Source organism: Sanguibacter antarcticus (genome assembly GCF_002564005.1).
Classification (GTDB): Bacteria; Actinomycetota; Actinomycetes; order Actinomycetales; family Cellulomonadaceae; genus Sanguibacter; species Sanguibacter antarcticus.
The window spans coordinates 3,127,417-3,153,591 of the sequence record NZ_PDJG01000001.1; the positions used below are offsets into that span (position 1 = coordinate 3,127,417).

General features: G+C 70.5%; 22 protein-coding genes. 13 read left to right on the plus strand and 9 right to left on the minus strand.

What is annotated here, in order from left to right:
• Positions 1-36 precede the first annotated feature (36 nt).
• Positions 37-426 carry a phage holin family protein gene (locus tag ATL42_RS14300; RefSeq protein ID WP_098456600.1) on the minus strand — a complete coding sequence of 130 codons (390 nt, stop codon included), beginning with the start codon at positions 424-426 and terminating at the stop codon, positions 37-39.
• A gap of 109 nt (positions 427-535) precedes the next feature.
• On the opposite strand from ATL42_RS14300, the gene hisC reads away from it, so the two are divergent.
• The 5 genes from hisC to ATL42_RS14325 all read left to right on the plus strand — a co-directional run bounded on the left by hisC (position 536) and on the right by ATL42_RS14325 (position 6,309).
• The gene (gene hisC / locus ATL42_RS14305; RefSeq protein WP_245862591.1) at positions 536-1,642 is read left to right on the plus strand and encodes a histidinol-phosphate transaminase; all 1,107 of its coding nucleotides are present in this window, start codon (positions 536-538) and stop codon (positions 1,640-1,642) included.
• A gap of 129 nt (positions 1,643-1,771) precedes the next feature.
• Positions 1,772-2,281, plus strand: coding sequence for a hypothetical protein (locus ATL42_RS14310; RefSeq protein ID WP_098455929.1), 510 nt, complete (start codon positions 1,772-1,774; stop codon positions 2,279-2,281).
• Between the two features lie 213 nt (positions 2,282-2,494).
• Positions 2,495-3,640, plus strand: coding sequence for a pyruvate dehydrogenase (acetyl-transferring) E1 component subunit alpha (pdhA, locus tag ATL42_RS14315; protein WP_098456601.1), 1,146 nt, complete (start codon positions 2,495-2,497; stop codon positions 3,638-3,640).
• Positions 3,637-4,695 carry an alpha-ketoacid dehydrogenase subunit beta gene (locus ATL42_RS14320; RefSeq protein ID WP_098455930.1) on the plus strand — a complete coding sequence of 353 codons (1,059 nt, stop codon included), beginning with the start codon at positions 3,637-3,639 and terminating at the stop codon, positions 4,693-4,695. Before pdhA ends, ATL42_RS14320 begins: the two co-directional genes overlap by 4 nt.
• A gap of 54 nt (positions 4,696-4,749) precedes the next feature.
• Positions 4,750-6,309, plus strand: coding sequence for a dihydrolipoamide acetyltransferase family protein (locus ATL42_RS14325; RefSeq protein WP_098455931.1), 1,560 nt, complete (start codon positions 4,750-4,752; stop codon positions 6,307-6,309).
• 401 nt (positions 6,310-6,710) lie between these two features.
• Here the strand turns inward: ATL42_RS14325 and ATL42_RS14330 are convergent, their stop codons facing one another.
• Both ATL42_RS14330 and ATL42_RS14335 read right to left on the minus strand, forming a co-directional pair.
• Positions 6,711-7,670: a DUF5692 family protein gene (locus tag ATL42_RS14330; RefSeq protein ID WP_098455932.1), complete on the minus strand. Its 960-nt coding sequence runs from the start codon at positions 7,668-7,670 to the stop codon at positions 6,711-6,713.
• 69 nt (positions 7,671-7,739) lie between these two features.
• Positions 7,740-8,393: a TetR/AcrR family transcriptional regulator gene (locus ATL42_RS14335; RefSeq protein WP_098455933.1), complete on the minus strand. Its 654-nt coding sequence runs from the start codon at positions 8,391-8,393 to the stop codon at positions 7,740-7,742.
• Between the two features lie 277 nt (positions 8,394-8,670).
• Between ATL42_RS14335 and ATL42_RS14340 the strand changes: the two genes are divergently transcribed.
• Complete coding sequence (locus ATL42_RS14340) at positions 8,671-9,678, plus strand: IS481 family transposase (RefSeq protein WP_098455934.1); 1,008 nt, start codon at positions 8,671-8,673, stop codon at positions 9,676-9,678.
• A 53-nt stretch (positions 9,679-9,731) separates the two neighbouring features.
• Positions 9,732-10,544, plus strand: a complete 813-nt coding sequence (locus ATL42_RS14345; RefSeq protein WP_098456603.1) for an MBL fold metallo-hydrolase — start codon at positions 9,732-9,734, stop codon at positions 10,542-10,544.
• On the opposite strand, the gene ATL42_RS14350 is transcribed toward ATL42_RS14345, so the two are convergent.
• On the minus strand, positions 10,513-11,166 hold the full coding sequence (locus ATL42_RS14350) for a hypothetical protein (protein WP_098456602.1): 654 nt from the start codon (positions 11,164-11,166) through the stop codon (positions 10,513-10,515). The genes ATL42_RS14345 and ATL42_RS14350 overlap by 32 nt on opposite strands.
• Positions 11,167-11,442: 276 nt before the next feature.
• Between ATL42_RS14350 and ATL42_RS14355 the strand changes: the two genes are divergently transcribed.
• From ATL42_RS14355 to nirD, 6 genes are all read left to right on the plus strand, one after another.
• A complete protein-coding gene (locus ATL42_RS14355; RefSeq protein WP_098455935.1) occupies positions 11,443-12,834 on the plus strand; it encodes an MFS transporter in 1,392 nt (463 codons plus the stop codon).
• Positions 12,835-12,929: 95 nt separating this feature from the next.
• Positions 12,930-15,338, plus strand: a complete 2,409-nt coding sequence (locus tag ATL42_RS14360; protein ID WP_098455936.1) for a molybdopterin oxidoreductase family protein — start codon at positions 12,930-12,932, stop codon at positions 15,336-15,338.
• Positions 15,335-17,143: an FAD-dependent oxidoreductase gene (locus tag ATL42_RS14365; protein WP_098455937.1), complete on the plus strand. Its 1,809-nt coding sequence runs from the start codon at positions 15,335-15,337 to the stop codon at positions 17,141-17,143. The genes ATL42_RS14360 and ATL42_RS14365 overlap by 4 nt, the downstream gene beginning before the upstream one ends.
• A gap of 154 nt (positions 17,144-17,297) precedes the next feature.
• Positions 17,298-18,503 (plus strand): endonuclease, encoded by a 1,206-nt coding sequence (locus ATL42_RS14370; RefSeq protein ID WP_098455938.1) that lies wholly within the window; start codon positions 17,298-17,300, stop codon positions 18,501-18,503.
• Positions 18,504-18,660: 157 nt separating this feature from the next.
• Entirely contained in the window at positions 18,661-21,252 is a 2,592-nt protein-coding gene (gene nirB, locus ATL42_RS14375; protein WP_098455939.1) for a nitrite reductase large subunit NirB, read from the plus strand.
• Positions 21,249-21,626 (plus strand): nitrite reductase small subunit NirD, encoded by a 378-nt coding sequence (gene nirD, locus ATL42_RS14380; protein WP_098455940.1) that lies wholly within the window; start codon positions 21,249-21,251, stop codon positions 21,624-21,626. The genes nirB and nirD overlap by 4 nt, the downstream gene beginning before the upstream one ends.
• Positions 21,627-21,639: 13 nt before the next feature.
• Here nirD and ATL42_RS14385 read toward each other — a convergent pair whose 3' ends face one another.
• Genes ATL42_RS14385 through ATL42_RS14405 form a run of 5 tightly spaced genes read right to left on the minus strand, consistent with a single transcriptional unit; the run spans position 21,640 to position 26,169 of the window.
• On the minus strand, positions 21,640-22,731 hold the full coding sequence (locus ATL42_RS14385) for a hypothetical protein (protein WP_098455941.1): 1,092 nt from the start codon (positions 22,729-22,731) through the stop codon (positions 21,640-21,642).
• Positions 22,724-23,752 (minus strand): vWA domain-containing protein, encoded by a 1,029-nt coding sequence (locus ATL42_RS14390; protein WP_098455942.1) that lies wholly within the window; start codon positions 23,750-23,752, stop codon positions 22,724-22,726. The genes ATL42_RS14385 and ATL42_RS14390 overlap by 8 nt, the downstream gene beginning before the upstream one ends.
• Positions 23,749-24,801 carry a vWA domain-containing protein gene (locus ATL42_RS14395; protein WP_098455943.1) on the minus strand — a complete coding sequence of 351 codons (1,053 nt, stop codon included), beginning with the start codon at positions 24,799-24,801 and terminating at the stop codon, positions 23,749-23,751. The genes ATL42_RS14390 and ATL42_RS14395 overlap by 4 nt, the downstream gene beginning before the upstream one ends.
• Positions 24,795-25,283, minus strand: coding sequence for a hypothetical protein (locus tag ATL42_RS14400; RefSeq protein ID WP_098455944.1), 489 nt, complete (start codon positions 25,281-25,283; stop codon positions 24,795-24,797). Before ATL42_RS14400 ends, ATL42_RS14395 begins: the two co-directional genes overlap by 7 nt.
• Entirely contained in the window at positions 25,270-26,169 is a 900-nt protein-coding gene (locus ATL42_RS14405; protein WP_098455945.1) for a DUF58 domain-containing protein, read from the minus strand. The genes ATL42_RS14400 and ATL42_RS14405 overlap by 14 nt, the downstream gene beginning before the upstream one ends.
• Positions 26,170-26,175 lie beyond the last annotated feature (6 nt).

Here is a 26,175-nt window from a genome sequence, read left to right on the forward strand (position 1 = left end):
GGTACGACTCGCGGGCCGCCCGCCGGCGGGGCAAGGTCAGCGTCGCTCGGAGCGTTCGGGCACCACGAGCGAGATGATCATGCTCAGGACCGACACGACGAGCGCCCCGACGAGAGCCCACCCGAACCCGTCCACCCGCAGGCCCCAGTCGGTCTGCTCGGTGATCCACGCGGTGAGCAAGACCATCAGGGCGTTGACGACGAGCGTGAACAGCCCGAGCGTGAGGATGTAGAGCGGGAAGGAGAAGAACTTCAGAACAGGTTTGACGACAGCGTTGACCAGCCCGAAGACGAGAGCGACCGCGAGGAAGACGACCACCCTGCCGCCCGTGGTGCTCTCGCTGACCACCTCGAAGTGATCGCCCAGCAAGAGTGTGGTCAACCAGATGGCCACGGCATTGACGAGGATGCGCACGAAGAAGCTCATCGCTGAATCCTCCCACCGCGCCCGTGCTCCTGTCCTCTTTCTCGGGACCGAGGTCCGTGACGGCCCAAGGTCTCGTCGCCGTGCGCGCGGGAGGTGGGAGACTGTCCGCGTGAGCTCGCGACGCGTCCCCCTCCGCCCTGCCATCAGCGCCCTCCCGGTCTACGTACCAGGAGCCCGACCCAAGGTGGGAGCAGCTGCCTACAAGCTCTCGTCGAACGAGAACCCGTACCCGCCCCTGCCGTCCGTGCTGGCTGCGATCATCGACGCCGCCTCGGACGTCAACCGCTACCCGGACATGTTCGCCACCGAGCTCACCGAGACGATCGGGGCCGAGCTGACCCAGACTCTCAGCCCCGAGGCGCACGACGCCAAGGGCGACATCACTGCGGCCCAGGTCGTCGTCGGCAACGGGTCGGTCGCCGTCCTCTCGCACGTCCTCGAGGCCGTCGTCGACGCCGGTGACGAGGTCGTCTACCCGTGGCGCTCGTTCGAGGCCTATCCCATCGTCGTGAGCGTCGCCGGCGGGATCTCCGTGCAGGTGCCGCTCGCTGAGCACGGGCGCCTCGACCTCGACGCCATGGCTGCGGCGGTCACCGAGCGGACCCGGGTCGTCATGGTCTGCACCCCGAACAACCCCACCGGCACGTCCGTCACGCAGACCGACCTCCTCGCGTTCCTCGCGAAGGTGCCCTCAGACGTCCTCGTCATCGTCGACGAGGCCTACCTCGAGTTCGTCCGGTCCGACGACGCGGTCGACGGCCTGGCAGCGCTCGCCGCGCACTCGAACGTCGTGGTGCTGCGGACGTTCTCCAAGGCCTACGGGCTCGCCGGCCTGCGGGTCGGCTACGCGGTCGCCCGTCCCCGGCTGGCTGCAGGCATCCGCGCAGCGTCCACACCCTTCGGCGTCTCCCACGTCGCTCAGCAGGCCGCGCTCGCCTCGATCCGCGCCAAGGACGAGCTCCTGCGCCGGGTCGACTCCCTCGTGGAGGAGCGGGCCCGGATGCTCGACGGACTGCGTGCCCAGGGCTGGGACCTGGTCGACACCGAGGCCAACTTCGTGTGGCTGCCGCTCGGCGAGCGGACCGCAGCCTGTGCGGTGGAGGCGTCGGACGCCGGTGTCATCGTGCGGCCTTTCGCCGGCGAGGGGATCCGTGTGAGCGTGGGCGAGACCGAGGCGACCGACATCTTCCTCGCCGTCGCTGCCGGGTGGCGCTGAACCTCACCACTGCGTCAGCGGGTGAACCCGGGCGGAGTTCGGCCCTTTCTCGTCGTGGATGCTGGCTTGTGTCCTGTGCCTCTCGGTAGCGTGCAGTGACACTCTTATCCGTTCGACGATCGAGGCCTCATGGACTTCTTGACCGCTGCGACCCAGGCCGACGATCTCCCCGTCGGGCTTGCGGTGTTCTTCATCGCTCTGTACCTGGCGATCATCGTCGCCACGTTCTGGGTGTACTCCCGGATCCCGGCCAAGGCGGGGTACCCGTGGCCGTGGGTCTTCATCCTGCTCGTGCCCATCGCGAACATCGTGTTCGTCTGCCTCTTCGCCTTCAAGCCGTGGCCCATCGAGCGCGAGCTCGCTGCGACGCGCGCCGCGCTCCAGGCCGCGACCGGCAGCGGATACCCCCGAGGCCAGTTCGGCGGGCAGTCTGCAGGGCAGTTCGGCGGGTCGTCTACCGGCCAGTTCGGCGGGTCGTACACCGGCCAGCCGGGCGGCTCTGAACCGGGCGGATACGTGGGCGGCTACGACCAGGGCGGGTCCGTGAGCGGCTACGGCCAGGGGACGACCGGCGGGTACGGCCAGGGCGGGTACACACCGCAGCCGCCGTCGGACAACCCGTACAGCCCGAAGTCGTGACCCTCGTCTGACAGAGCTCTTTGGAGGATTCCTCTGAATCGTCCGGTGCGATCTGCCGTCTTCGGTGGTGGGCAACCTACGGTTCCGTAGCCTACGCTGGCGTAGCCTACGGGAACGTAGGTTAGTGGTGCTGGGAGCCCCGGCGTCACAGGTACCGTCGCAGGGTGCCCCCACCTGGGTGCCGAGACCGGAGGAGAGCGAGTGACCGATCTGATGCAGTCGACGCAGGCACCAGAGACCACCGACGACACCCCCATGCAGATCGTCGCACCAGACGGTCGTCGGGTCACGTCTGAGCGCAACGCTCCGTACCGGGCGCGCCTCGCCGGGCTCGACGACGACGACCTGCGCGGCTTTTACCGCGACATGATGCTCGTCCGCCGCTTCGACACCGAAGCCACAGCGCTCCAGCGGCAAGGAGAGCTCGCTCTCTACGCGCCCCTCCTCGGCCAGGAGGCCGCCCAGATCGGGTCAGGCCGCGCGCTGTCACCCCAGGACATGGCGTTCCCGTCGTACCGCGAGCACGGCGTGGCGTACACGCGCGGCGTCGAGCTCCCGCACCTCCTCCAGCTCTTCCGCGGCGTCGACCACGGCGGGTGGGACTCCGAGGCACACCGCTTCCACCTCTACACGCTCGTCATCGGCTCACACACCCTCCACGCGACCGGCTACGCCATGGGCGTGCAGCGCGACGGGCTCGTCGGCACCGGCGACACCACCCAGGACACCGCCGTCATCGCATACTTCGGCGACGGAGCCACCTCGCAGGGCGACGTGAGCGAAGCCCTCGGATTTGCCGCTGTGAACAACGCACCCGTGGTGCTGTTCTGCCAGAACAACCAGTGGGCCATCTCCGTACCGACCTCGAAGCAGTCCCGCGTCCCGCTCTACCGACGCGGCCACGGCTTCGGCGTGCCGAGCGTCCGCGTCGACGGCAACGACGTGCTCGCCTGCTACGCCGCGACGACCGAAGCGCTCGAGCGCGCCCGCACCGGCGGCGGCCCCACCTTCATCGAGGCCGTCACCTACCGGATGGGCGCACACACCACGTCCGACGACCCCACCCGCTACCGCACCTCCGCCGAAGAGGACTACTGGCGCGACCGCGACCCCATCGACCGCCTCCGCATCCTCCTGCGCACCGAAGGCCTCTGGGACGACGAGGCCGAAGCAGCGCTCGCCGTCGAGGCCGACGCGCTCGGCGAACGCGTCCGCACCTACGTCCGAGGCCTCGGACGCCCGGCGGCCTCGTCGATGTTCGACCACGTCTACGCGACCGAGAACTCGCTCGTCACGGAGGACCGCACCTGGTTCGCCGACTACGAGGCGTCCTTCACCGACCAGGGAGGCGCTCGATGACCGCCCAGACCACCACGCCCGCGTCGACGGCCACGCAGCTGCCGTTCGCGAAGGCCATCAACGCGGGGCTCGACGCCGCGCTCGCGGGAGACCCGAAGGTCCTCCTCATGGGCGAGGACATCGGTCCCCTCGGTGGTGTCTTCCGTGTGACGGACGGCCTGCAGGCCACGTACGGCGAGGACCGTGTCGTCGACACCCCGCTCGCGGAGTCCGGCATAATCGGCACGGCGATCGGCCTCGCGCTGCGCGGCTACCGACCGGTGTGCGAGATCCAGTTCGACGGGTTCATCTTCCCCGGCTTCGACCAGATCACCACGCAGCTCGCAAAGATGCACTACCGCTCCAGCGGCCGCCTCACGGTGCCTGTCGTCATCCGTGTCCCGTACGGCGGCGGCATCGGTGCCGTCGAGCACCACAGCGAGAGCCCCGAGGTGCTCTTCGCGCACACACCCGGGCTCCGTGTCGTGTCTCCGGGCTCGCCCCAGGACGCGTTCGTCATGATCCAGGAGGCGATCGCCTCGCCGGACCCGGTGCTCTTCTTCGAGCCGAAGGGGCGCTACTGGGAGAAGGGCGCGGTGGACCTGTCCACCGGGCCGTACGCCTCAGGCGGGACGAGCGCGCAGGCGCCCGCGGAGGCGGACGCCTTCGACACGCTCAACAAGGCCGTCGTCGCGCGGCCGGGCACGGACCTCACCCTCGTCGCGTACGGCGCGACGGTCGCCACCGCGCTCAAGGTCGCAGCCTCTGCAGCGTCCGAGGGGACGAGCATCGAGGTCATCGACCTCCGGTCCATCTCGCCGCTGGACACCACCACCGTCGTGGAGTCCGTGCGCCGGACTCACCGCTGCGTCGTCGTCCACGAGGCCCCGACCTTTCTCGGGTCCGGCGCGGAGATCGCGGCGCGCGTCACCGAGCAGTGCTTCTACGAGCTCGAGGCGCCCGTCCTGCGCGTCGGCGGATTCCACACGCCGTACCCGGTCGCGAAGATCGAGCACGAGTACCTCCCCGGCCTGGACAGGGTGCTCGACGCCGTCGATCGAGCACTAGCGTTCTGACGAGCACCGCCCCGCACCCGACCTCACGACGACCCGCTTTGCCGAAGGAGCACCATGCCGACCTTTGAGCGCTTCAACCTGCCGGATGCCGGCGAGGGCCTCACGGAGGCCGAGATCGTCACGTGGCACGTCGGCGTGGGGGACACCGTGACGGTGAACCAGGCGATCGTCGAGATCGAGACCGCCAAGTCGCTCGTCGAGCTGCCCTCTCCGTACGCGGGGGTCGTCACCGAGATCCTCCAGCCGATCGGCACGATGGTCGAGGTCGGTGTCGCCATCATCGTCATCGACACCGACCCGACGGGGGCCGCCACGGCGCCGAGCGCACCGGACGGAGCCGAGGCCGGGAGCACGTCTGAGAGCACGGCTGAGAACGTCGTCGCGAACGCCGGGACCACCGGTAGCACGGACAGCGCCGAGAGCGGCGCTGTGCTCGTCGGGTACGGGATCGCCGCGGGCAGCACCACGCGCCGTGCGCGTCGCGCCCAGGAACCTGCGGCGCCCGCCACGCCTGCGCCTGCGCCGGCCACACCGGCGCGGTCCGTCGCGCCCGGCCGATCGCCCGTGCAGGTCGCTGCCGAGACAGAGCCGACGCCGGTGAAGACGCCTGCGCCCGCGCTCGCACCCGTCGCGACCGTCGGTGCCCCGAGCGCCGCGAAGATCCCCGTGGTCCAGTCGGTCACGCAGGTCGCACCGCGGCCCGGCACGCTCGCCGTCCGCGCGAAGCCGCCGGTCCGCAAGCTGGCACGGGACATGGGCGTCGACCTCTCGAGCGTCCACGCGACCGGGCCGGGCGGGATCGTCACCCGCGAGGACGTCCTCGCCTACAGTGCGCAGGCCCAGCCGCGCACGCTGGCGACGTACATCGACGACGACACCCCGTGGCTCGCCTCCGGTCAGGTGTCCTCCGACGGTCGTCAGACGCGGGTCCCGGTGAAGAGCGTCCGCAAGCGCACGGCCGAGGCGATGGTCTCGAGCGCGTTCACCGCCCCGCACGTGACCGTGTTCCAGACCGTCGACGTGACGAAGACGATGCGCCTCGTGGCCCGGCTGCGCGAGGACCGCGAGTTCGCCGACGTGCGCGTCACGCCGCTCCTCATCACGGCCAAGGCGCTCCTCGTCGCGGTGAACCGCCACCCCGAGGTCAACGCGAGCTGGGACGACACGACTCAGGAGATCGTCTACAAGCACTACATCAACCTCGGCATCGCGGCATCGACCCCCCGTGGGCTCGTGGTCCCGAACATCAAGGACGCTCACCGCCTCGGGCTCAAGGGCCTCGCGCAGGGGATCGCGGCGCTCACCGCCACGGCCCGTGCCGGCAAGACGAGCCCGTCCGACATGTCCGACGGCACCATCACGATCACCAACGTCGGTGTCTTCGGGATCGACACCGGGACACCGATCCTCAACCCTGGCGAAGCGGCGATCCTCGCGTTCGGTGCCATCCGTGAGCAGCCGTGGGTGCACAAGGGCAAGATCAAGAAGCGCTGGGTCACGCAGCTCGCGCTGAGCGTCGACCACCGTCTCGTCGACGGAGCCCTCGGCGCCCGCCTGCTCTCCGACGTCGCCGCAGTCCTCCAGGACCCGGCCCACGGACTCGTCTGGGGCTGAGCCCAGCCCACCGTCGGCCCCGTCACCGGACCAGACCTCCAGACCAGACGCTCCCGCCCCCTACCAGGTGCGCGTACCGGCACGCCTGCAAGGTGCGCCTGCCGGCACGCCTGCCGGGTGCGCCTGCCGGGTGCGCCTGCCCGCTCGTTTGTCCAGCTCGGGCGCTTGTTGCGATCTCGGGCATTCAAAGGCCCGAGATCGCGACAAGTGCCCGAAGTCAGCGCTCGCGGAGCGAAAAGGTCAGTGCTCTCGGAGCCACAGACTTGAGGCTCTGTCGCCTGGAGGTCAGGGCTCTGTGCTTGGCGTGGACTCAGGGATCACGAGGCAGACAGGTGCCGAGAGGCACAGACGGTCGCGGGAGGTCGCGGACGGTCCCCGACGGTCCCCGACGGGCGCCGAGCTCAGGAGGTCAGCGCAGGAGCGCTGATCGGGGACCCGTCGTCGGTCGGGCGGTCTGCGTCGAGCTTCGCGTAGGCGGCCAGGTCCGTGTAGAGCTCGTCGGTGAGCGGGTTCTTCTTGCGCGTGACGATCCGGTGCACCTGGTACGCGGCCACGGCGACGTTCGCGAGGAGGGCGACGAGGCTCACGAGGAACAGCGCGGTCGTGTTGTGCGAGGACTGCACCGCGAAGGTCGAGTCGGTGACGAACGCCGGGAAGGCCATCGTGAACATCATCCAGAACGCGAGGGTCTGCGCGCGGTGCTGGAGCCAGGCCCCCTTGCGGAGGAAGAACGCCGGGATGGTGCACGAGACGAGGAGCGCGGCGCCGGCATAGAACGAGTGGTCGCCGACGCAGTTGTACACGTACGCGAAGTTCCACAGGTCGTACGCGATGATCCAGAACCAGAGCATGTCGGGCCAGATCATGTCCTTGGTCCGGCCTCGCGTGATGTAGATCCCGGCCCATCCGCAGATCGTCAGGAGGTTGAGCAGCCCGGCGATGCCGTTCATGATGTTCCACGAGCCGCCGACCATCATGACGCCGTCGATGAGCCCGTTCATCGAGTACACCTGGAAGTCACGGATGACGGCCTCGAAGATGTTCAGCGCGAGGATCGCGGCCGGGAACATCAGCGCGTACTTGTTCTTCGCGATGCGCGGGACGTAGCGCAGCGCCATGAAGCCGAGGCACCCGGCGAGCGCCGAGTACACCTTGACCCAGTGGAACCATGTGCCGGTGCTCGATCCTGCCCCGGCGGTGGTGGGCCACACGAAGATGGTGAGCATGAGCGGCAGCGCCACGAACAGGCACAGCCCGGCCCACTTGCTCTGGCGGGCGATCTCGTTGGCGAGCATGAGCGCGGCGACGACCGCGACCCACATGAGCGCGGAGTACCACGGGACGGATTCGAACAGGAACATCGGTTGTCTCCTCAGACGTGGACGAGCGGTAGCGCAGACCCCCTGCTGGTGTGTCCCCGAGGCGGGGCATCAGGAAGGGATGCTGTCGCTGCCTCCCTGCTCGAGGCGCAGCGTCTGGCGCACGAGGTCTTTGAGGCGGTCGTCGGAGATGGTCGGGTGCGACCTCGTGAGGCCGATGAGCCCGTAGATGAGGACGTAGAACGTCTCGTAGACGTTCTCGATCTGGATCTTGTGGTGCCGTGCGTACGCCTCGACGGTCGTCGTGCGGAAGCAGTCGACCATCGCGCCGACGGCTCGGTCGATGAAGCGGTTGTAGAGCCGGGCGTCCTCGATCCGGGGGAGGCCGCCCACGGGGTTGGTCGCCGAGCGGACGTGCCGGCGGAACATCGCGATGCAGTCGGTCAGCGCCTGCTCGATGTTGCCGACCTCGCGCTGGGCGTCCCACTCGCGGATGCTCGCGACGAACTCGTCGATGTGCTGCTCGAGCACCACGTCGACGAGCGTGTCCTTGTCGGTGAAGTAGTGGTAGACGAGGCCGCGCGTGATGCTCACGCGTTCGGCGACGTCGGAGATCGACGTGCGGGCGATGCCCTTCTCGGCGAAGAGTGCGCGGGCGGCGACGAGGATCTCGTCTTTGCGTTCGTCGGGATGCTTCGACGTGCGCGGGGCCGGTGGGGGGAGCGCCTCGTCCGGGCTGTCGGTGCGGCCGTCGTGGTTCGCCATCGTGTCCCTGCGCTCGTCCTCGGGGCTGCGTGCCCCGGTGGTGCTGCTGTGGGTGTGACCAGCATCGATACCTGACCGTAGACTCCCGTTGACACTGTGTCAACGGGGCTGTGGTCGGGGTCGGGAACCTCACCGGGATGCTCAGGACGAACCCGACTAGGTGTTGTGGGTCATGACGTTGGTGACACGCCGGGGGGTGGGCGTGAGGAAGGGGTAGGTCCCGGTCTTGCAGGATGGAAGTACTCCTACATCCGCCTGCTTGAAGGACCTACCCCTCATGACCCACGCTAATGCCCCGTTGACCCCTGCCGGAAGACTGCGCCTGGTGCAGCGCTGCGAGTACCGTCCGATCGCTCACGTCGCGGCCGAGGCGGGCGTCGCCCGCCAGACGGTGACGAAGTGGTTGCGCCGCTACGAAGCCGTCGGGGAGGTCGGTCTGGTCGACCGGTCCAGCGCCCCGCACTCGTCCCCGACCCAGACCCCGCCCGAGGTGGTCGTACGGATCGAGGAACTGCGCCGCACCCACAAGTGGACGGCCCGACAGATTCATCTCGAGCTGGTCCGTGAGGGTCATCAGATCGCGCCGGTGACGGTCGCCCGCTGGTTGCGCCGGTTGGGCATCTCCAGGCGCCGGGACATCGACCCCACCGGCGCCTCCAACCGCGTGATCCGGCGGATCGTGGCACGCTATCCCGGTCACATGGTCCACCTAGACGTCAAGAAGGTGGGGCGCATCCCCGACGGTGGCGGCTGGCGAGCCCACGGGCGCGGATCCGAAGCCGCGAAGGCGGTGGACCGGGCCAAGACGAAAGGCGCCCGCGCCGGCTACGTCTATCTGCACTCGGCGGTCGATGGGTTCTCCCGCCTGGCCTACACCGAGGCCCTGCCCGACGAGAAGGCCGCCACGACGATCGGGTTCTGGGCCCGGGCGAGGATCTTCTTCGCCGCCCATGGCATCGACCGGATCACCCGGGTCGTGACGGACAACGGGTCGAACTACCGCGCGAAGGACTTCACGCGCTCGATCCTGGCTTCTGCGGCCAGGCACCAGCGCATCCGGCCCCACACCCCCAAACACAACGGCAAGGTCGAGCGCTACAACCGGACCCTGGCCGAAGAGCTTCTCTACGCCCGCGAATGGACCTCAGAAGCTCAACGCGCCGCCGCACTCGACGTCTGGAACATCCACTACAACTACCATCGACCCCACACTGCAACCGGAAACCAACCCCCAGCCTCACGCCTCCGAGCAGGTGTCACCAACGTCATGACACAGAACAACTAGGCTCGATGAGGGGTGCTGCACGGAGCGCACCCGTCTCCCGTGAGGAGCCGACGATGACCATCTGGACCTGCAGCACGTGCGCGATCGAGCACCCGGACACCCCAGAGCCACCACCCGTCTGCGAGATCTGCCTCGACGAGCGCCAGTGGGTTCCCCCCACAGGGCAGCAGTGGACCACCCGCGAAGAGCTGGCGCGGACAGGACATCGCATCCATGTTCACGAGCTGGAGCCCGACCTCTACGCCGTCGAGTGCGGGCCCTCGATCGGCATCGGGCACCGCGGCCTCCTGCTGCGGACCCCTGCTGGCAACGTCCTCTGGGAGCCTCCAGGCTTCATCGACCCAGAAGGCGTCGCGGCCGTCGCCGCGCTCGGTGGCGTCCACGCCATCACCGCGAGCCATCCGCACCTCACCGGATCGTCCATCCAGTGGAGCCACGCCTTCGACGACGCACCCGTCTACGTGGCCGCCGCGGACGAACGGTGGATCCGGCGCCCCAGCCCCGTCGTCCAGCTCTGGGAAGGTCAGGTCGACCTCGTGCCCGGGGTGCAGATGCACCAGACCGGCGGCCACTTTGCCGGCAGCAGCGTCCTCCACTGGCCGGCAGGCTCCGACGGACAGGGGGCATTGCTCACCGGTGACACCATCGGTGTCGGCGCGGACGGCTCAGCCCACGTCATGCGCAGCTTCCCCAACTTCATCCCGCTGCCCGAACGCATGGTGCGACGCATCCTCGACGTCACGCTCCCGCTCGCGTTCGAGCGCGTCTACGGTGCGTTCCGGGTGATCGAGACCGACGGTCACACCGTCGTAGAGCAGTCGCTGCGCCGCTACATCAGGTGGTTGCGCGGGGAAGATCCCGAGTGAGCGCGAGCTCGAACACGTCCCCCATCGCGGTGAAACCGATCTTCTCGTAGTACGGCGCCGACACCCCGCGCCGGGTCACGACCGACGTGTACCCGTGCTCAGCGAGCAGCCGCGACCGGCGGAACACGAACTCGCCCGGCGTGAAGTCGCGGAACCGCTCGGTCACGTAGTCGAGATCGATCTGCGCGACCCCAGCCCCCAGGTCGTGCAAGAAGACGTACCCGACCGTCTCGTCGCCGTGCAGCACGAGAAAGGCCTCGCCGGACCCCGACCGTTCCGCGACGAGCTTCTCCACCTCGAGCCCCGGGTTGAAGCGCACGATGTCCGCGCCGTGCTCAGCGAGCAGATGACGCAGGTAGGGGTCGTCGGGCCGGATCTCCACCACCGAGTACGACGTCGCAGAATGACGCGACCTCAGCATCCGCTGCAGATACACGAGATTGATGACGCACAGGACAGCGTTGAGGCCCACCATGGGCCACACGCCGATGATCGCGTTGAACGCCAGCAAGATCGCCGAGCCCAGGAGGTTGAAGAGCCGCAGGCGCAAGATGCGCGACTGCAGCAACGACCACACGAGAATGGCAGAGCCGACCCAGCCGACGAGGTCGATGAGGGACATGTACCGGTCCTTCAGATCACGGCCGAGAGCCGGGCTCGGCACCGATGCCGAGAGCCATGACGATACCAACTCAGCGCCGTCCTGGACCAGGACCAGCACCCAGACGACGCCGCCGACGCGCGCTGGCACGTGCGTCCCGTTCTCACAGACGCCGCCGACGGCGTGTGCGGAGACGGTTACGGTCGATTAACTCCCGGACGCATCCGGGCGAAACACGCGATACCTAGCCTTCTCGATAGCGCCCGACCGTCCGGGCCGGCTACCGAGGAGGCCGCAATGACCGTTCCGCCGACGACAGTCACCCCGAGCACGACCACCGACACCGAGGCGCTCAGCCCCTCTGCACCCGCCGCACCACCGGCGCGCTCGCCGCGCACCGGACGCTGGATCGACCACTGGGACCCAGAAGACCCGACCTTCTGGCACGACGGCGGCCAGCGCATCGCCAAGCGCAACCTGTGGATCTCCGTGTTCGCCGAGTTCCTCGGCTTCGCGGTCTGGGCGACCTGGAGCATCGTCGTCCCGCAGCTCGGCAACGCCGGGTTCGTGCTCTCCATCGACCAGCAGTTCTGGCTCATCGCGGTACCGAGCCTCGTCGGTGCGACCCTGCGCATCCCCTACACGTTCGCCGTCCCGATGTTCGGCGGCCGCAACTGGACGATCGTCTCCGCACTCCTGCTCCTGCTGCCCACCGGGGCGCTCGCGTGGGCCGTGCAGCGGCCCGAGACCTCCTTCGGCGTGCTGCTCGTCATCGCGATGCTCGCAGGCGTCGGCGGCGGCAACTTCGCGTCCTCGATGGCGAACATCTCGTTCTTCTACCCGGAGAAGGAGAAGGGGCGGGCGCTCGGCTTCAACGCCGCCGGCGGAAACCTCGGGACGGCCGCGGTGCAGTTCGCGGTGCCGCTCGTCATCGTCGCCGGCGCAGGCATCGCCCTCGAGCGCGCCGGCCTCATGATGATCCCGTTCATCCTGCTCGCGGCCTTCCTCGCGTGGCGCTACATGGACAACCTCACCTCCGCCCGTGCCGACTACCGCACCTTCGCCGCCGCGACGCGCAACCGCCACACGTGGATCATCTCCTTCCTCTACATCGGCACGTTCGGCTCGTTCATCGGCTACGCCGGTGCGTTCCCGACGCTCCTCAAGAACCAGTTCCCCGAGGTCACGCTCTCCATCGCGTTCCTCGGTGCGCTCGTCGGGTCGCTCGCCCGGCCCTACGGCGGGATCCTCGCCGACAAGATCGGCGGTGCACGGGTCACCATCGCGTCGTTCGGCGTCATGGCCGTCGGGGCGTTCGGTGCCGTGCAGGCGCTCGGCAGCCACAGCTTCCCCGTCTTCCTCGGCTCGTTCCTCCTGCTCTTCATCGCGTCAGGCGTCGGGAACGGCGCGACGTACCGCATGATCCCAGCCGTCTTCCAAGCAGGCGTCGTCGACCCGGAGGCCAAGGCCAAGGCGCGCAAGTCCGCCGCCGGGTGCATCGGGATCGCCGGATCGATCGGCGCCTTCGGCGGGTTCCTCATCCCGCGCGGCTTCGCGCTCTCCACCGAGCTCGCAGGCAGCCTCGTCCCCGCCCTGTGGGCGTTCATCGGCGTGTACGTCGTCATGGCGCTCACGGTCTGGGCCGTGTACCAGCGACGCGGCTCGGCGATGGCCGCAGAGAGCATCTGAGCGAGCCCGTGCCAGCCACCCCTGCCACGCCCGTCCCGGCCGTCGCGCCCGGACCGACGTCGACCCACTGCCCCTACTGCGCCCTGCAGTGCGCGATGACGCTCGAGCCCGCCGCCGTGACGGGGGCAAGGCAGGACGCGGGTGGGCAGGCAGCCGCCGGTCCGGTGGCGCTCGGACTGCCGAGCGTCGTCGTGCAGGGCCGAGAGTTCCCGACGAACCGGGGCGGGCTGTGCCAGAAAGGCTGGACCAGCGCGAGCGTCCTCACCGCGCCGGACCGCCTCACCACCCCGCTCGTGCGGGGCGCGGACGGCGAGCTGCACGCAACGACGTGGGACGACGCGCTCGACCTCGTCGCAGCCCACGCCCGGCAGACCGCCGCCGACCACGGGCCCGACGCGGTCGCCGTGTTCGGCGGCGGCGGCCTGACGAACGAGAAGGCCTACGCGCTGGGCAAGTTCGCGCGCACCGTCCTGCGGACCGCGAACATCGACTACAACGGACGCTTCTGCATGGCGAGCGCCGCCGCCGGCGCCAACCGGGCATTCGGCATCGACCGGGGTCTGCCGTTCCCGCTCGCCGACGTCGGAGGGGCCGAGGCCGTCCTCCTGCTCGGCTCCAACCTCGCCGAGACCATGCCACCGGCCGTCCAGCACCTCGCCGGAGCACGTGACCGCGGCGGGCTCGTCGTCGTCGACCCGCGGCGCAGCGCCACCGCCACCCTCACCGAGAACGGCGCAGGTGCCCACCTCCAGGTGGTGCCCGGCACCGACCTCGTCGTGCTCCTCGCGCTCCTCCACGTCGTCTGGGCGGAAGGCCTCGCCGACAGCGCGTACCTCGCCGACCGCACGACCGGGTCCGACGCCGTCCGCCGGTCGGTCGCCGCCTGGTGGCCCGAGCGCGCAGAGCAGGTGTGCGGCGTCGCCGCCGACGAGCTCCGTCGCGTCGCCCGGCTGCTCGCTGGCGCGAGCCCCCTCCACGGCGGTGCAGGGGCGTACGTCCTCACCGGCCGCGGCGTCGAGCAGTCCACCCAAGGGACCGCGACCGTCACCGCAGCCATCAACCTGTCGCTCGCGCTCGGCCTCCCCGGCCGACCAGGCAGCGGCTACGGCACCATCACCGGCCAGGGCAACGGGCAGGGCGGGCGCGAGCACGGGCAGAAGGCCGACCAGCTCCCCGGCTACCGCAAGATCGACGACCCGGCCGCGCGAGCGCACGTCGCCGCCGTCTGGGGAGTCGACCCCGACTCGCTGCCCGGACCGGGCCTGCCCGCCGTCGAGCTGCTCAGGCGCCTCGGCCAGCCCGCGCAGCCTGCGTCGCCCGGCCACCCCGGCACGCCTGCCGGTCCCCGGATGCTCATGGTCCACGGCTCGAATATCGTCGTCAGCGCACCGAACTCTCAGACCGTCACCGCCAACCTCGACGACCTCGACCTCCTCGTCGTGTGCGATGTCGTCCCGTCCGAGACCGCCCGGCTCGCCGACGTGGTCCTCCCCGTCACGCAGTGGGCCGAAGAAGAAGGGACCCTCACGTCCCTCGAAGGCAGGATCATCCGACGACGCCGCGCCGTCGCCGCTCCCGACGGTGTGCGCTCGGAGCTCGAGATCTTCGCCGCGCTCGCGGACCGCCTCGGGTCCTCGGTCCACTTCAGCACGGACCCGGCCGAGGTGTTCGACGAGCTCGCCCGCGCCAGCGCAGGCGGGACCGCCGACTACTCGGGCCTCAGCCACGCCCGTCTCGACAAGGACCCGAACCTCTTCTGGCCGGTCCCGGCGAGCGCCCCCACGGTGCTGGGAAGGAGCTCCGCCGTGTCCTCGAGTTCGGGCATTCGTCCCGACCTCGGGCCTACGAACGCCCGAGATCGAGCCGAATGCCCGAGCTCGACGGGCAGCTCGAGGTCGATGCTCAGGGCGTCGGGGGGCTCGGGAGTCGGAGCTGGGCGTTCCGGAGGTGCGGCCGAGCACGGGGCGGTCGAGGCGCTGCACCCGGGGTCGCCTCGGCTCTTTCTTGACAGGTTTCCTACGCCCGACGGGCGGGCCCGGATGGTTGCCGTCGACCACGCGGGGCCGAGCGACGACGTGCGCGCCGACGCCCCGATCTACCTCGTCACGGGGCGGGTGCTCCAGCACTACCAGTCCGGGGCGCAGACCCGGCGGGTCGCAGAGCTCGTCAAGGCAGCGCCGGAGCCTTTCGTCGAGATCCATCCCGTCCTCGCACAGTGCCTCGGGATCGAGGACGGTGCGTCCGTGCGGGTCGCATCGAGCAGAGGAGCTGTCGTCGCGCCGGCGCGCCTCACGACCACGGCCCGCCTCGACACCGTCTTCATGCCGTTCCACTGGGCAGGCACCGGCAGCGTCAACCGCGTCACGACAGACGCGACAGACCCGATCTCGGGGATGCCCGAGTTCAAGGTCTGCGCGGTCGACGTCAGCCTCGCGGGCACCGTCGTCCCGCCGCCCGACAGCGTCGCGCGCGCCCCCCACCACCTCGCGGAGGTCCGCACATGAGCAACGACCACCCCACCGGCCGGGCTGAGCACACCGACCCCACCGACCGCACCGACCGGGCCACGCCTCGGACCCGGGTCGTCGTCGTCGGCAACGGGATGGTGGGCTCGCGGTTCGTCGACGACCTGCTCTCCCGCGACGGCGACGCGCGCTTCGAGGTCACCGTGCTCGGCGCGGAGGGCTACGAGCCGTACAACAGGGTGCTCCTCAGCGAGGTCGTCGCGGGCAAGGTCGACGTCGCGTCCCTCGCGCTTCCGGCGCTCACGCACGAGCGGTCTACCGTCCGGCGCGGTGCACAGGTGCTGCACATCGACCGCCGCACGCAGCAGGTCCTCGCGGACGACGGCACCGCGCACCGGTACGACGTGCTCGTCCTCGCCACCGGCTCGGCAGCGCGCATCCCGGCCGTCCGCGGGCTCGGCGACGGACTGCCCGCCGGGGTCCACGCCCTGCGGACGCTCGACGACGCGCGGGAGATCGTCGCCGCGTCCGTCAACGCGCGGCGTGCCGTGGTCGTCGGCGCCGGGGTCCTCGGCCTCGAGGCCGCGTGCGGCCTCGCGCGGCGCGGCCTCGCCGTGACTGTCGTGCACAGCGGCGCGAGCCTCATGGACCGTCAGCTCGGCGTCGACGCGGCGCTCGTCGCCGCCAGCACGCTCGCGCAGCTCGGTGTCGACCACCGGGTCGACGCGCGCACCGACGAGGTCCTCACGTCCGTCGGCCGGGTCACCGGCATCCGCGTCGGGGCCACGAGCAGACCGGACGACCCGGTGAGCGAGACCCTCCCCGCAGACCTCGTGGTCCTCGCGTGCGGGACTGTCCCCGAGACCGGCATCGCCACGGCTGCAGGCCTCCCGGTGGACCGCGGCATCGTCGTCACCGATGCCCTGAGCAGCCCGGCCGACCCGCGGATCTTCGCCATCGGTGACTGCGCCCAACCTCCTGAGGGCGCGAGCGGGCTCATCGCGCAGGGCTGGGACCAGTCGCGCCAGCTCGCGAGCCACCTCGCCGCGCGGGTCGTCGACGAGAGCCGGTTCGGCCGCGTGCGCCTCGGTGGCGCACGGCTCGCGCCGCACCGGCCGAGCCTCGCGCTGCGGCTCAGCCTCGACCCCGGCCGCACCGACGGCCCGAGCGTCCTCTCCCGCCGGGTCGACGCTGTTCCCGGCGGCGGTGCCGGGGACATGACACGCGGCACGGACGTCGTCCGCCTCAAGGCCGCCGGGCTCGACGTCGTGAGCATGGGCGTCTGCGGCGCACGGCGCAGGCCGTCGCCGGGGGAGCGGACCGTCCGGCTCTCCGACCCGGATGCGGGCCGGCACGTCGAGGTCACTGTCGCGGGCGGGGTCGTCGTCGGCGCGACATGCGTCGGCGCACCCCAGATCGGCGCTGATCTCACAGTCGCGTACACGCGGCGGACCCCCGTCCCCGCCGACCCGGCCTACCTGCTGCTCCAGCCCGTCGCGTCCGCAGCCTCGGCCGCGACCGACCCCACGCACATGCCTGACCGCACGACCGTCTGCCGCTGCAACGGCGTGAGCAAGGGCGACATCGTCGAGTGCTTCCACGGCGGCGCCGCCACGGTGGCTGACGTCGCGAAGGCCACGCGTGCCACCACCGGGTGCGGCGGGTGCACCCAGGTGGTCTGCGGCATCGTCGACTGGCTCTCGGCGAGCACACCGGGAGCCGAGGAACAGGGTGCCGACGATCAGAGCGTCGACGAGCTCCCTGCTGACGAGGCCGGAGCCGACCTGTCTTCCACGCGCGAGCGAGAGTCCGGACGCCTCAGCGGGGCCGCGGCGACCGCCTGAGCGTCGCCGCGGTTACCACCAGGCAAACAGTGCGTTTCGCCCCTGGACGGGAGCGTCTGCGACCGGAAAGGTGGTCGCAGGGCCGGACAGCGGTCAGGCCCCCGAGGAGCGCCGTCGCCTGTGCGTGCCGGTCCCACGACAGACCGGAGCACCGATGATCGTGCCGACCCGCCAGCGACGCCACCGCGCGCTTCTCCTCCCGCTCACCCTTCTCGTCGCGCTCCTCACCGTCGCGCTGCCCTCGACCCCGCTCGGCGCGGCGATCGGCGGACCGACCGCAGCCCAGGCTGCCACCCCCATCACCGTCGCGACAGCGCGCACGACCCAGAACGGCTCGACAGCGACCGTCCGTGGCTACGTCGTCGGCCAGCCCACGGCCTCGGCGACGGTCGTGCGCAGCGGCTTCCCGTCCGACTACGCGCTGGCGCTCGCGGACACGCCGACGCAGACGGACACGACGACGATGATCTACGTCCAGGTCCCGAGCGCGTCGCGCGCAGCCTGGGGCCTCCGGACCAACCCGGGCCTCCTCGGCACCCAGATCGACGTCACCGGGTCGCTCTCCGCCTACTTCGCCCGCCCCGGCGTGACGAGTGCGAGCGCGTTCGCGCTCGTCGGGACCGGTGACGGTGGCGGCACGCCGGGCGGCGGGACGGGTGGTTCGACCGAGCACGACGCGATGTACTACGCGTCGGCACTGGGCCTGTCCGGCCCGCAGCTCGAGGCCGAGCTCCACGAGATCATCTCGACGGGCACACGGACGGTCTCGTACGCCACCGTGTGGACCGCGCTGCAGGTGACCGACCAGGACCCGGCCAGCTCGGCGAACGTCCTCACCCTCTACGGCGGGTTCTCCATGAGCAAGACGAACAACGGTGGCGGTGTGGACCAGTGGAACCGGGAGCATGTGTGGCCACAGTCCCACGGTGGCTTCGGCACGGCCGCGGGGCCGGGCACGGACCTGCACCACCTGCGGCCGACCGACGTCACTGTGAACTCGGCTCGAGGCAACCTCGACTTCGACGAGGGCGGTACGCAGAACACCGAGGCTCCTGGCAACTTCGCCGACTCGAACTCGTGGGAGCCGCGGGACGCGGTCAAGGGCGACGTCGCACGGATGATCCTCTACATGTCCGTGCGCTACGAGGGCGGGGACGGCTGGCCGGACCTCGAGGTCAACGACGCCGTGTCCAACGGTTCGGCGCCGAACGTCGGGCGGCTCTCCGTGCTCCTCGACTGGAATGCGCAGGACCCGCCGGATGCGTTCGAGAAGCGCCGCAACGACATCATCTTCGAGACCTACCAGGGCAACCGGAACCCGTTCGTCGACCACCCGGAGTGGGCGGATGCCATCTGGTGAGCGCGCTCAGCTGGTGAGCGCGGCCGCGGACGACCGACCGGTGCGCGGCGTGCCGCTCACACCTCACGGGGGCCCGGTGCGACGAGTGAGAAGAGTGTTACGGCAGAGAAACTCCGCGCGCGCTCGGGGGAAACTCCCGTTTCGTAGCGTTCTCGCCATGGCAGAGAACCTCGCACCCAGCAAGCACGTGGTGGTCGTCGGCGGCGGCATGGTCGCGCAGCGCCTCGTCGAGGCGCTGCGCGCCCGTGACGAGGCGGGCGCGTGGCGCGTGACCGTCTTCGCCGAGGAGCCGCGCTACCCGTACGACCGGGTGGCGCTCACGTCGTACTTCTCTGCCCGGGACGCGGACGAGCTCAACCTCGGCGACCCGGAGCTGTGGACGGACGAGCGGGTGACGCTCGTCCGGGACTGCCGCATCGACACGATCGACCGCGAGGCCCAGCAGGTGACCGACCGTCTCGGTCGCACGTGGGACTACGACGAGCTCGTGCTGGCGACCGGGTCGGACGCGGCCATGCCGCCCATCCCGGGCAACGACCTCCCGGGCGTCTTCGTCTACCGCACGATCGACGACGTGGCTGCGCTGCGCGGCTGGGTCGAGGAGCGGCGCACGCGGCTCGCCCGCCCGGTGCGCGGCGCGGTGATCGGCGGCGGGCTCCTCGGGCTCGAGGCGGCCGGTGCGCTCCGGGCGCTGGAGGCCCAGGCGACCGTCATCCAGTTCGGGACGCACCTCATGAACGCGCAGATCGACCTCGGTGGTGGCGAGGCGCTCAAGCGCCTCATCAACGGCATGGGGATCGCGGTCCGTGTGAGCACCGCGACGAAGCAGATGAAGGCGGCGCGCAGCACGGGGGACGTCGGGCGTCTCGACTTCGTCGACGGAGGCAGGCTCGACGTCGACGTGGTCGTCGTCGCGACGGGTGTGCGGCCGCGCGACGACCTAGCCCGCGACGCTGGTCTCGAGATCGGTCCGCGCGGCGGGGCCGTCGTCGACCTCTCCTGCCACACGGCGGACCCGCACATCTGGGCGGTCGGTGAGGTCGCGTGCATCGAGGGGCAGTGCATCGGTCTCGTCGCGCCGGGCTATGCGATGGCCGAGGTCGTCGTGGACCGTCTCCTCGGCGGCGCGGCGACGTTCCCTGGCGCAGACACTGCGACGAAGCTCAAGCTCCAGGGGGTCGACGTCGCGAGCTTCGGCGATGCGTTCGCCCGGACCGAGGGCGCGATGGAGCTCGTCTACGCCGACCCGGTCGCCGGCGTCTACAAGAAGCTCGTCCTGTCCGACGACGCCCGCACGCTCCTCGGTGGCGTCTTCGTCGGCGACGCCTCCGCCTTCGCCGGTCTGCGACCGCTCGTGGGACGCGAGCTGTCCGGCGACCCGGGTGCCTACCTCCTCCCCGAGGGCTCGGCACCGGCGCCCGGCGGTGACCTTCCCGACGACGCCAACGTCTGCTCCTGCAACAACGTCTCGGCAGGCACGGTCCGCGGCGCCGTCACCGAGCACGGCTGCACCGACCTGGCGGCCGTCAAGGCGTGCACCAAGGCGGGCACGAGCTGCGGGTCCTGTCTCCCGCTCGTGAAGAAGATCGTCACGACCGAGCTCGAGAAGTCGGGCGTCGAGGTGAGCAAGGCGCTCTGCGAGCACTTCGACCTCTCCCGCGCCCAGCTCTTCGACGCCGTCCGGGTCACCGGGCTGCGGACCTTCAGCGAGATCATCGCCCGCCACGGGCGGGGTGGGCGCGGGTGCGACATCTGCAAGCCGGTCATCGCGAACATCCTCGGCTCGACCGGTCCGGAGCACGTCCTCGCCGGCGAGATGGCCACGCTGCAGGACACGAACGACCACGTCATGGCGAACATGCAGAAGGACGGCTCGTACTCGGTCGTGCCGCGCATCGCTGGTGGCGAGATCACTCCCGAGGGGCTCATCGCCATCGGTGCGGTCGCCAAGGAGTTCGGTCTGTACACGAAGATCACCGGTGGCCAGCGCATCGACATGTTCGGGGCGCGGATGGACCAGCTCCCGGCCATCTGGACCCGGCTCGTCGACGCGGGCTTCGAGTCCGGCCAGGCGTACGGCAAGTCGTTGCGCACCGTGAAGTCCTGCGTCGGGTCCACGTGGTGCCGCTTCGGCGTCCAGGACTCCGTGGGCCTCGCGATCGAGCTCGAGAACCGGTACCGCGGGCTCCGGTCGCCGCACAAGTTCAAGCTCGGTGTCTCGGGGTGCGCGCGCGAGTGTGCGGAGGCTCGCGGCAAGGACGTCGGCGTCATCGCGACGGACAAGGGCTGGAACGTCTATGTCGGTGGCAACGGCGGCTTCACCCCGCGCCACGCCCAGCTCCTCGCGGAGGACCTCGACACCGAGACCCTCGTGCAGACGATCGACCGCTACCTCATGTACTACATCCGCACAGCCGACAGGCTGCAGCGTACGGCGCCGTGGATGGAGGAGGTCGAGGGCGGCCTCGAGGGTGTCCGCCAGGTGATCGTCGAGGACTCTCTCGGCATCTGCGCCGATCTCGACGCGGCCATGGCTGCGCACGTGGGCACCTACCAGGACGAGTGGAAGGCGACGCTCGACGACCCGGAGAAGCTCCGTCGCTTCGGCTCCTTCATCAACGCCCCCGAGACGCCCGACCCGTCGTTCGCCTACGTGGCCGAACGCGGCCAGCGCCGCCCGGCGACCGCCGCGGAGCGCGAGGACGGCTCCGTGCTCATCGCAGGAACGACCCTGGAGGTCCGGTCATGACGCTCGACACCCCGATCGTGCCCCGTCCCGTCGACGCGCAGCGGTGGCTGGCGGTGTGCCGGCTCGACGACCTGGTCCGCGAGCGTGGTGTGGCCGCCCTCGTCGACGGTGAGCAGGTCGCCGTCTTCCGTCTCGCCGACGACGTCGTCCACGCCGTCCAGCAGCTCGACCCCTTCTCTGGGGCGTACGTCATGGCGCGGGGTCTCGTCGGCACCCGGGGCGACGCCCCGACCGTCGCGTCGCCGATGTACAAGCAGATCTTCGACCTGCGCGACGGCCGCTGCCTCGAGGCGGTCGGTGCGCAGCCGCAGGACCTGCGGACGTGGCCGGTGCTCGTCGAGGACGGTGTCGTCCACCTCGGGCGCTCCGTCTGAGGAGCGGCGCCCGTCACCAGCTCTTCGTGGTGCCGCCGCCCTGGTCGTTCAACCAGCCCTCGGTGTCCCGGCGCTCGTCCTCACCTTGCTGGTTGCGCTGCTCGAGGTCTTCGCGACGCTGCTCTTCGGGGGTCAACGGTTCGCCCGTCTCGGGGGTCGACGGCTCGCCCGTCTGCGGGTCCTGCGGATCGGTGCTCGGAGCGTCTTGGGGGTCCTGCGGGTCCTGCGGATCCTCCGGCTCCTGAGGGTCTCCCTCGCCGCTGTTCTCGTCCTCGGGTGGGGGCGGGTTCTCGAGCGCTTCGCGTTTCTCGCGCGCGGACGTCTCCTTCTCGACGACGCGTTCGCGCGCCTCGTCGTCGTCCGGGCACTCGTTCCAGATCCGGATCTCGTCGGCGTCCTGGTAGAGCCCCTCGGCCTCGAGGTAGGACTCGATCGCCAGGTCCTTGTAGAGGTCGGGGTCCGGCGCCGTCCCGTCGGTGGGGACGTCGGTCCCGAGAGCGTCGAGCGCTCCCTGCTCACGCTTCATGCGCTCGACGTGGCCGTCGGCGACGGCCTGCGCGACGTCGCCCTGGAGCTCGTGGCCGACTGCGAGGTTCGTCTGGATCGCGCACACCGGCACGAACGTGCCCGCCGGGAGGTCGGCGAGGTCGGCTGGCGGCTCGGGGGCGAGGTCGTGAGCACGGAAGAGGGCGTCGATACCGCCCTGGAGGTTGTCGTCGCGCATCAGCGACGTCCCCTCGTCGAAGTGTCCCTTCCACTGCTCGGCCACGTCGAGGGTCTGCAACCAGTGGTACCGCGACGATGCTCCGGCGAAGTCCTCGTCACCGTAGAGCTCGTCGGCCGCGTTGGCGATCAGGGGGACGGACAGCGCCTTGGCTGCGCCGAGGAGCGCAAGGAGCACGAGCGGGAACGTCCACCAGAACAGGCGCTTGCGCTTGCGCAGCCGTGCCGTGCGGATGCGTGCGACCCGGTCGTGCTCGAGCACCCGGCGGCGTTCTTCTGCCTGGTGCTCGAGCTCGACGCGGCGGGTCGCCGGGCGGCCTGGACGGGCGCCGGGGCCGGTCCGGACCTTGGTCGGGAGCGGGGGGACGGGCTGGTCAGGCATGGTGGACCCCCACGGTTCGGCCGAGCCGGCGCCCGGCGTCCCAGGCTTCGAGCGTGAGCAGGAGCGCGAGGACGAGCGCGAACGGCCACACGACCATCTGGTACGACGTGAGCGTGCGCCGCCCGTCGGCAGCGATCTGCCGGGGGTCGACGTCCGCGACGAGGTCGGCGGTCTCGGTGGGCTCGGTGCGCTGGACGTAGGGGATGCCCATCTCGTCGGCGACGGCCTGGAGCTGGACGGGGTCGAGGACCGAGAGGGCGTCGGGGGAGCCGTCCTTCGTCGTGTCCTTGATGTAGTCGCCCTCGGCGTCTGTGCCGTTGTTGAAGATGGGGTCGTACTCCTTCATGCGCCCGCCCTGCGTGGTGCCGTAGCCCAGGACGGCGCCACCGTCGACGAGAGGTGCGAGGTCGGCGTAGGACCGGCGCGCGCCGTCGGCCGTGTTCTCGCCGTCGCTCATGAAGAACACGAGGCGCACATTCGTGGGGTCCTGCTCGGACGCGCCGGTGAGCGCCCGGGTGAGCTCGGTCAGCGGGCGGTCGACGAGGGACCCCTGGGAGTAGATCGTCACCTCCCGCTCGAGGGTCTGGGCCCAGGCGGTGACGGAGCGGGCGTCTGTCGTCAGCGGCAGCTGCCGGCTCGCCTGGGAGTCGAACGAGATGATCGAGTACCGCGCGCCGGGGATGTCGGCGGTGATGCTCTGCATGTCGGCCCGCACGCCGTCCAGGCGTTTCTCGGTGCCGTCGTAGTCCTCCGCGGCCATGGAGCCGGTGCGGTCGACGACGAAGAACACGTCGACCGCGGTGATCGTCGTGTCGGTCCCGGTCCGCGGCACGCTGGGGGCGAGGCCGACGACCGCGACGGCGAGGACGATGCCGGAGCGCCGGAACCAGGCCCACGCCTCGCGGCGACCGGTCCCGGACGGGCGGCGGGCTGCGCGGACCGCGAGGACGGCCGTGAACCCCAGCAAGGGCACGAAGATCGCGGCGAGGACGACGACGGGCAGGAGCGGTTGGAGGATCACTCGCGCAACCTCCACTGCACGACGACGAGCAGCGTCACGCCGAGGACCGCCCAGAGGAACCACGGACCGGCCTTGTCGGCTGACGTGACCTCGGGCGAGGCGTCGAGGTCGACCGCCTGCTGTGCCTGGACGTCACGGACCATCGTCTCGACCGCCTCGGCGTCGTCGCTGTAGAAGTACATGCCGCCCGCGCCTTCGATGGCCTCGCGGTACTCCCGCTCGAGGTTCTCGCTGCCGCCCCAGTCGGACGCGCCGTAGAGACCGTTGAGGGAGATGCCGCGCGAGGCGGCCAGGTCCACCGACTCCTGCAGCGAGTAGATGGGGGCTCCCATGAGGTCGTTGTCGGTGGCGAGGATGATCGAGCGCGACCGCTCGGTCTCGGCCTCGTCGAACTGCAGCACGCAGCTCGCGAGCCCGTCGCCGATGAGGGACGAGCCGTCCGTCGTGCCGGTGGTGCCCGCGGTGAAGAGCATGTACCGGTCGAGCGCCTCGGCGTCGTCGGTGTACGTGACCACGGGGTCGAGCGCCGCGGTCGCCTCGACGAGCTGGTCCTGGACGAGCGTGTAGTCGTCGGTGAGCGGGAACACGGTCCGGGAGGTGGAGTTGAAGATCGACAGGGCGATGCGTTCGCCCTCGAAGCTCTCGACGAGGCCGGAGAACACCTCGACCATCTCCTTGTCGTACTCGAGCATGGACCCCGAGACGTCGAGGCACAGGACGATGTCTCGCGTGCCGAGCTTCTGGTTGACGACCGAGACGTCGGCGGGGCGCGCGGCGATGACGGCGGTGCCGACCGTCGCGACGAGGAGCCCGGTAACACCGAGCCACTGCAGCGCGCGGTAGCGCCGGACCCACGCCCGGAGCTCCGGGATCTGCTGGAGGTACTCGGAGTTCGCGACCCAGACGGCTTCCTCGGACCGGGCGGACCGCGGGTGCCGGGCGGTGTACCAGGCGACGAGCGCGGCCGCCGCGACGACGACGAGCACGACGGCGACGAGCCACGGCCACCGGATGGACGACGTGACCTCCCCTGCTGCGAGGATCACCATGACGAGACCACCGTCCGTGCGCCGTCGAGGCCTTCGACCCCGGTCTCCTGGGTGGTGCGCGCGAACGCCGGCTGGTAGTACCGGGCGATGAGGTTGGCGAGACGCCCGGCCCCGGTGAGGTGCTCGAGATCCGTGAGCGTCATGACGGACGTGTCGATCCCGCGGCGTCTGCCGGCGAACTCGCGGACGATCGTGCTGAGGCGCAGGTGCAGCTCACGGACGTCGATCTCCTCGGCGTAGAAGGCACGTTCCACCTCGTCGATCTTCGTGAGGCAGAGGACCCGGACGTCGACGAAGGGGTCGCTCCCGGCCGCGTACGTCGCAGGCGGCAGCGGCTCGCGCACCTGGTCCTCGTCGCTGCGCCGGCGGGTGACGACGAACAAGACGACGAGCCAGACGGTGACGGCCACGAGGAGCGCGACTCCCGTCCAGGCCCACCACGCGCTGAACGCGACAGGGTCGACGATGTCATCGATGGGCACGTCGCTGCCTCCCCAGGAGCTCGACGAACCGGTCGACGACGTCGTCGCTGCTGTCCACGACCATCCCGTGGACCTGCTGACGTCGGAGCAGGTCGGCGACGAGCGCGCGGCGCGCGTGGACCACCTTGTCGGCTGAACGCTGGAGCCCGCGACGCTGCTGGAGGTAGGCCGGCAGGTGGAGGTCGTCGTCGACGTCGCGCACCGGGCTCTTCGTCGGCCCGCCGGTGATCGTCAGCGCCGAGGCGTCGGCGACAGCGAGGACCATGACCTCGTGGCGCACGCGCAGCTGGCGCAGGAGGCGCTCGTGCTGGGGCTCGGGGCGTGCCTCGTCGGTGATGAGGATCATGAGCGATCGGCGCTGGAAGGCGTTCATCGCCCGCTCGAGCGGGCGGTCGAGATCGCTCGCCGGTGCGTCGACGTCGAACATGCCCGCCAGGTGGTGGAGCATGACCTCGAGATCGCGCGTGCTCGCGCGCGGCGGGCGCTGGACGAGCCGTTCGGCGTCGCCAGCGACGAGCGCGACGCGGTCACCCCGGTCGCGCGCCAGGTACGCGACGAGCGACGCCATGAAGACGGCGACCGTCGACTTCTCTTCCCCGCCGGCGGAGACCGCTGCCATGTTGCGCCCGGTGTCGACGACGAGCACGAGGTTGAGGTTCGACTGCCGCACGAACCTGCGGATGATGGGGATGCCGGCGCGCGCGCTGGACTTCCAGTCGACGTCGCCGACGTCGTCACCGGGGGAGTAGAGGGAGAGGTCGTCGAAGTCTTGGCCGTGGCCTTTGAAGATCGACCGGTGCCGGCCCTCGAGCAGGCCGGCCGCACGGCGTGCCACGGGGAGCTCGAGCCGAGCCCTGACCTGGGCGAGCCGTGAGATCTCTGTCATCGTCGG

Excerpts from the sequence above, each read along its gene's own strand:
- ATL42_RS14300 (WP_098456600.1), bottom strand. The coding sequence starts at position 426 with ATGAGCTTCTTCGTGCGCATCCTCGTCAATGCCGTGGCCATCTGGTTG.
- ATL42_RS14310 (WP_098455929.1), top strand. The coding sequence starts at position 1,772 with ATGGACTTCTTGACCGCTGCGACCCAGGCCGACGATCTCCCCGTCGGG.
- pdhA (WP_098456601.1), top strand. The coding sequence starts at position 2,495 with ATGCAGTCGACGCAGGCACCAGAGACCACCGACGACACCCCCATGCAG.
- ATL42_RS14320 (WP_098455930.1), top strand. The coding sequence starts at position 3,637 with ATGACCGCCCAGACCACCACGCCCGCGTCGACGGCCACGCAGCTGCCG.
- ATL42_RS14325 (WP_098455931.1), top strand. The coding sequence starts at position 4,750 with ATGCCGACCTTTGAGCGCTTCAACCTGCCGGATGCCGGCGAGGGCCTC.
- ATL42_RS14330 (WP_098455932.1), bottom strand. The coding sequence starts at position 7,670 with ATGTTCCTGTTCGAATCCGTCCCGTGGTACTCCGCGCTCATGTGGGTC.
- ATL42_RS14335 (WP_098455933.1), bottom strand. The coding sequence starts at position 8,393 with ATGGCGAACCACGACGGCCGCACCGACAGCCCGGACGAGGCGCTCCCC.
- ATL42_RS14340 (WP_098455934.1), top strand. The coding sequence starts at position 8,671 with ATGACCCACGCTAATGCCCCGTTGACCCCTGCCGGAAGACTGCGCCTG.
- ATL42_RS14345 (WP_098456603.1), top strand. The coding sequence starts at position 9,732 with ATGACCATCTGGACCTGCAGCACGTGCGCGATCGAGCACCCGGACACC.
- ATL42_RS14350 (WP_098456602.1), bottom strand. The coding sequence starts at position 11,166 with ATGTCCCTCATCGACCTCGTCGGCTGGGTCGGCTCTGCCATTCTCGTG.
- ATL42_RS14355 (WP_098455935.1), top strand. The coding sequence starts at position 11,443 with ATGACCGTTCCGCCGACGACAGTCACCCCGAGCACGACCACCGACACC.
- ATL42_RS14360 (WP_098455936.1), top strand. The coding sequence starts at position 12,930 with ATGACGCTCGAGCCCGCCGCCGTGACGGGGGCAAGGCAGGACGCGGGT.
- ATL42_RS14365 (WP_098455937.1), top strand. The coding sequence starts at position 15,335 with ATGAGCAACGACCACCCCACCGGCCGGGCTGAGCACACCGACCCCACC.
- ATL42_RS14370 (WP_098455938.1), top strand. The coding sequence starts at position 17,298 with ATGATCGTGCCGACCCGCCAGCGACGCCACCGCGCGCTTCTCCTCCCG.
- nirB (WP_098455939.1), top strand. The coding sequence starts at position 18,661 with ATGGCAGAGAACCTCGCACCCAGCAAGCACGTGGTGGTCGTCGGCGGC.
- nirD (WP_098455940.1), top strand. The coding sequence starts at position 21,249 with ATGACGCTCGACACCCCGATCGTGCCCCGTCCCGTCGACGCGCAGCGG.
- ATL42_RS14385 (WP_098455941.1), bottom strand. The coding sequence starts at position 22,731 with ATGCCTGACCAGCCCGTCCCCCCGCTCCCGACCAAGGTCCGGACCGGC.
- ATL42_RS14395 (WP_098455943.1), bottom strand. The coding sequence starts at position 24,801 with ATGGTGATCCTCGCAGCAGGGGAGGTCACGTCGTCCATCCGGTGGCCG.
- ATL42_RS14405 (WP_098455945.1), bottom strand. The coding sequence starts at position 26,169 with ATGACAGAGATCTCACGGCTCGCCCAGGTCAGGGCTCGGCTCGAGCTC.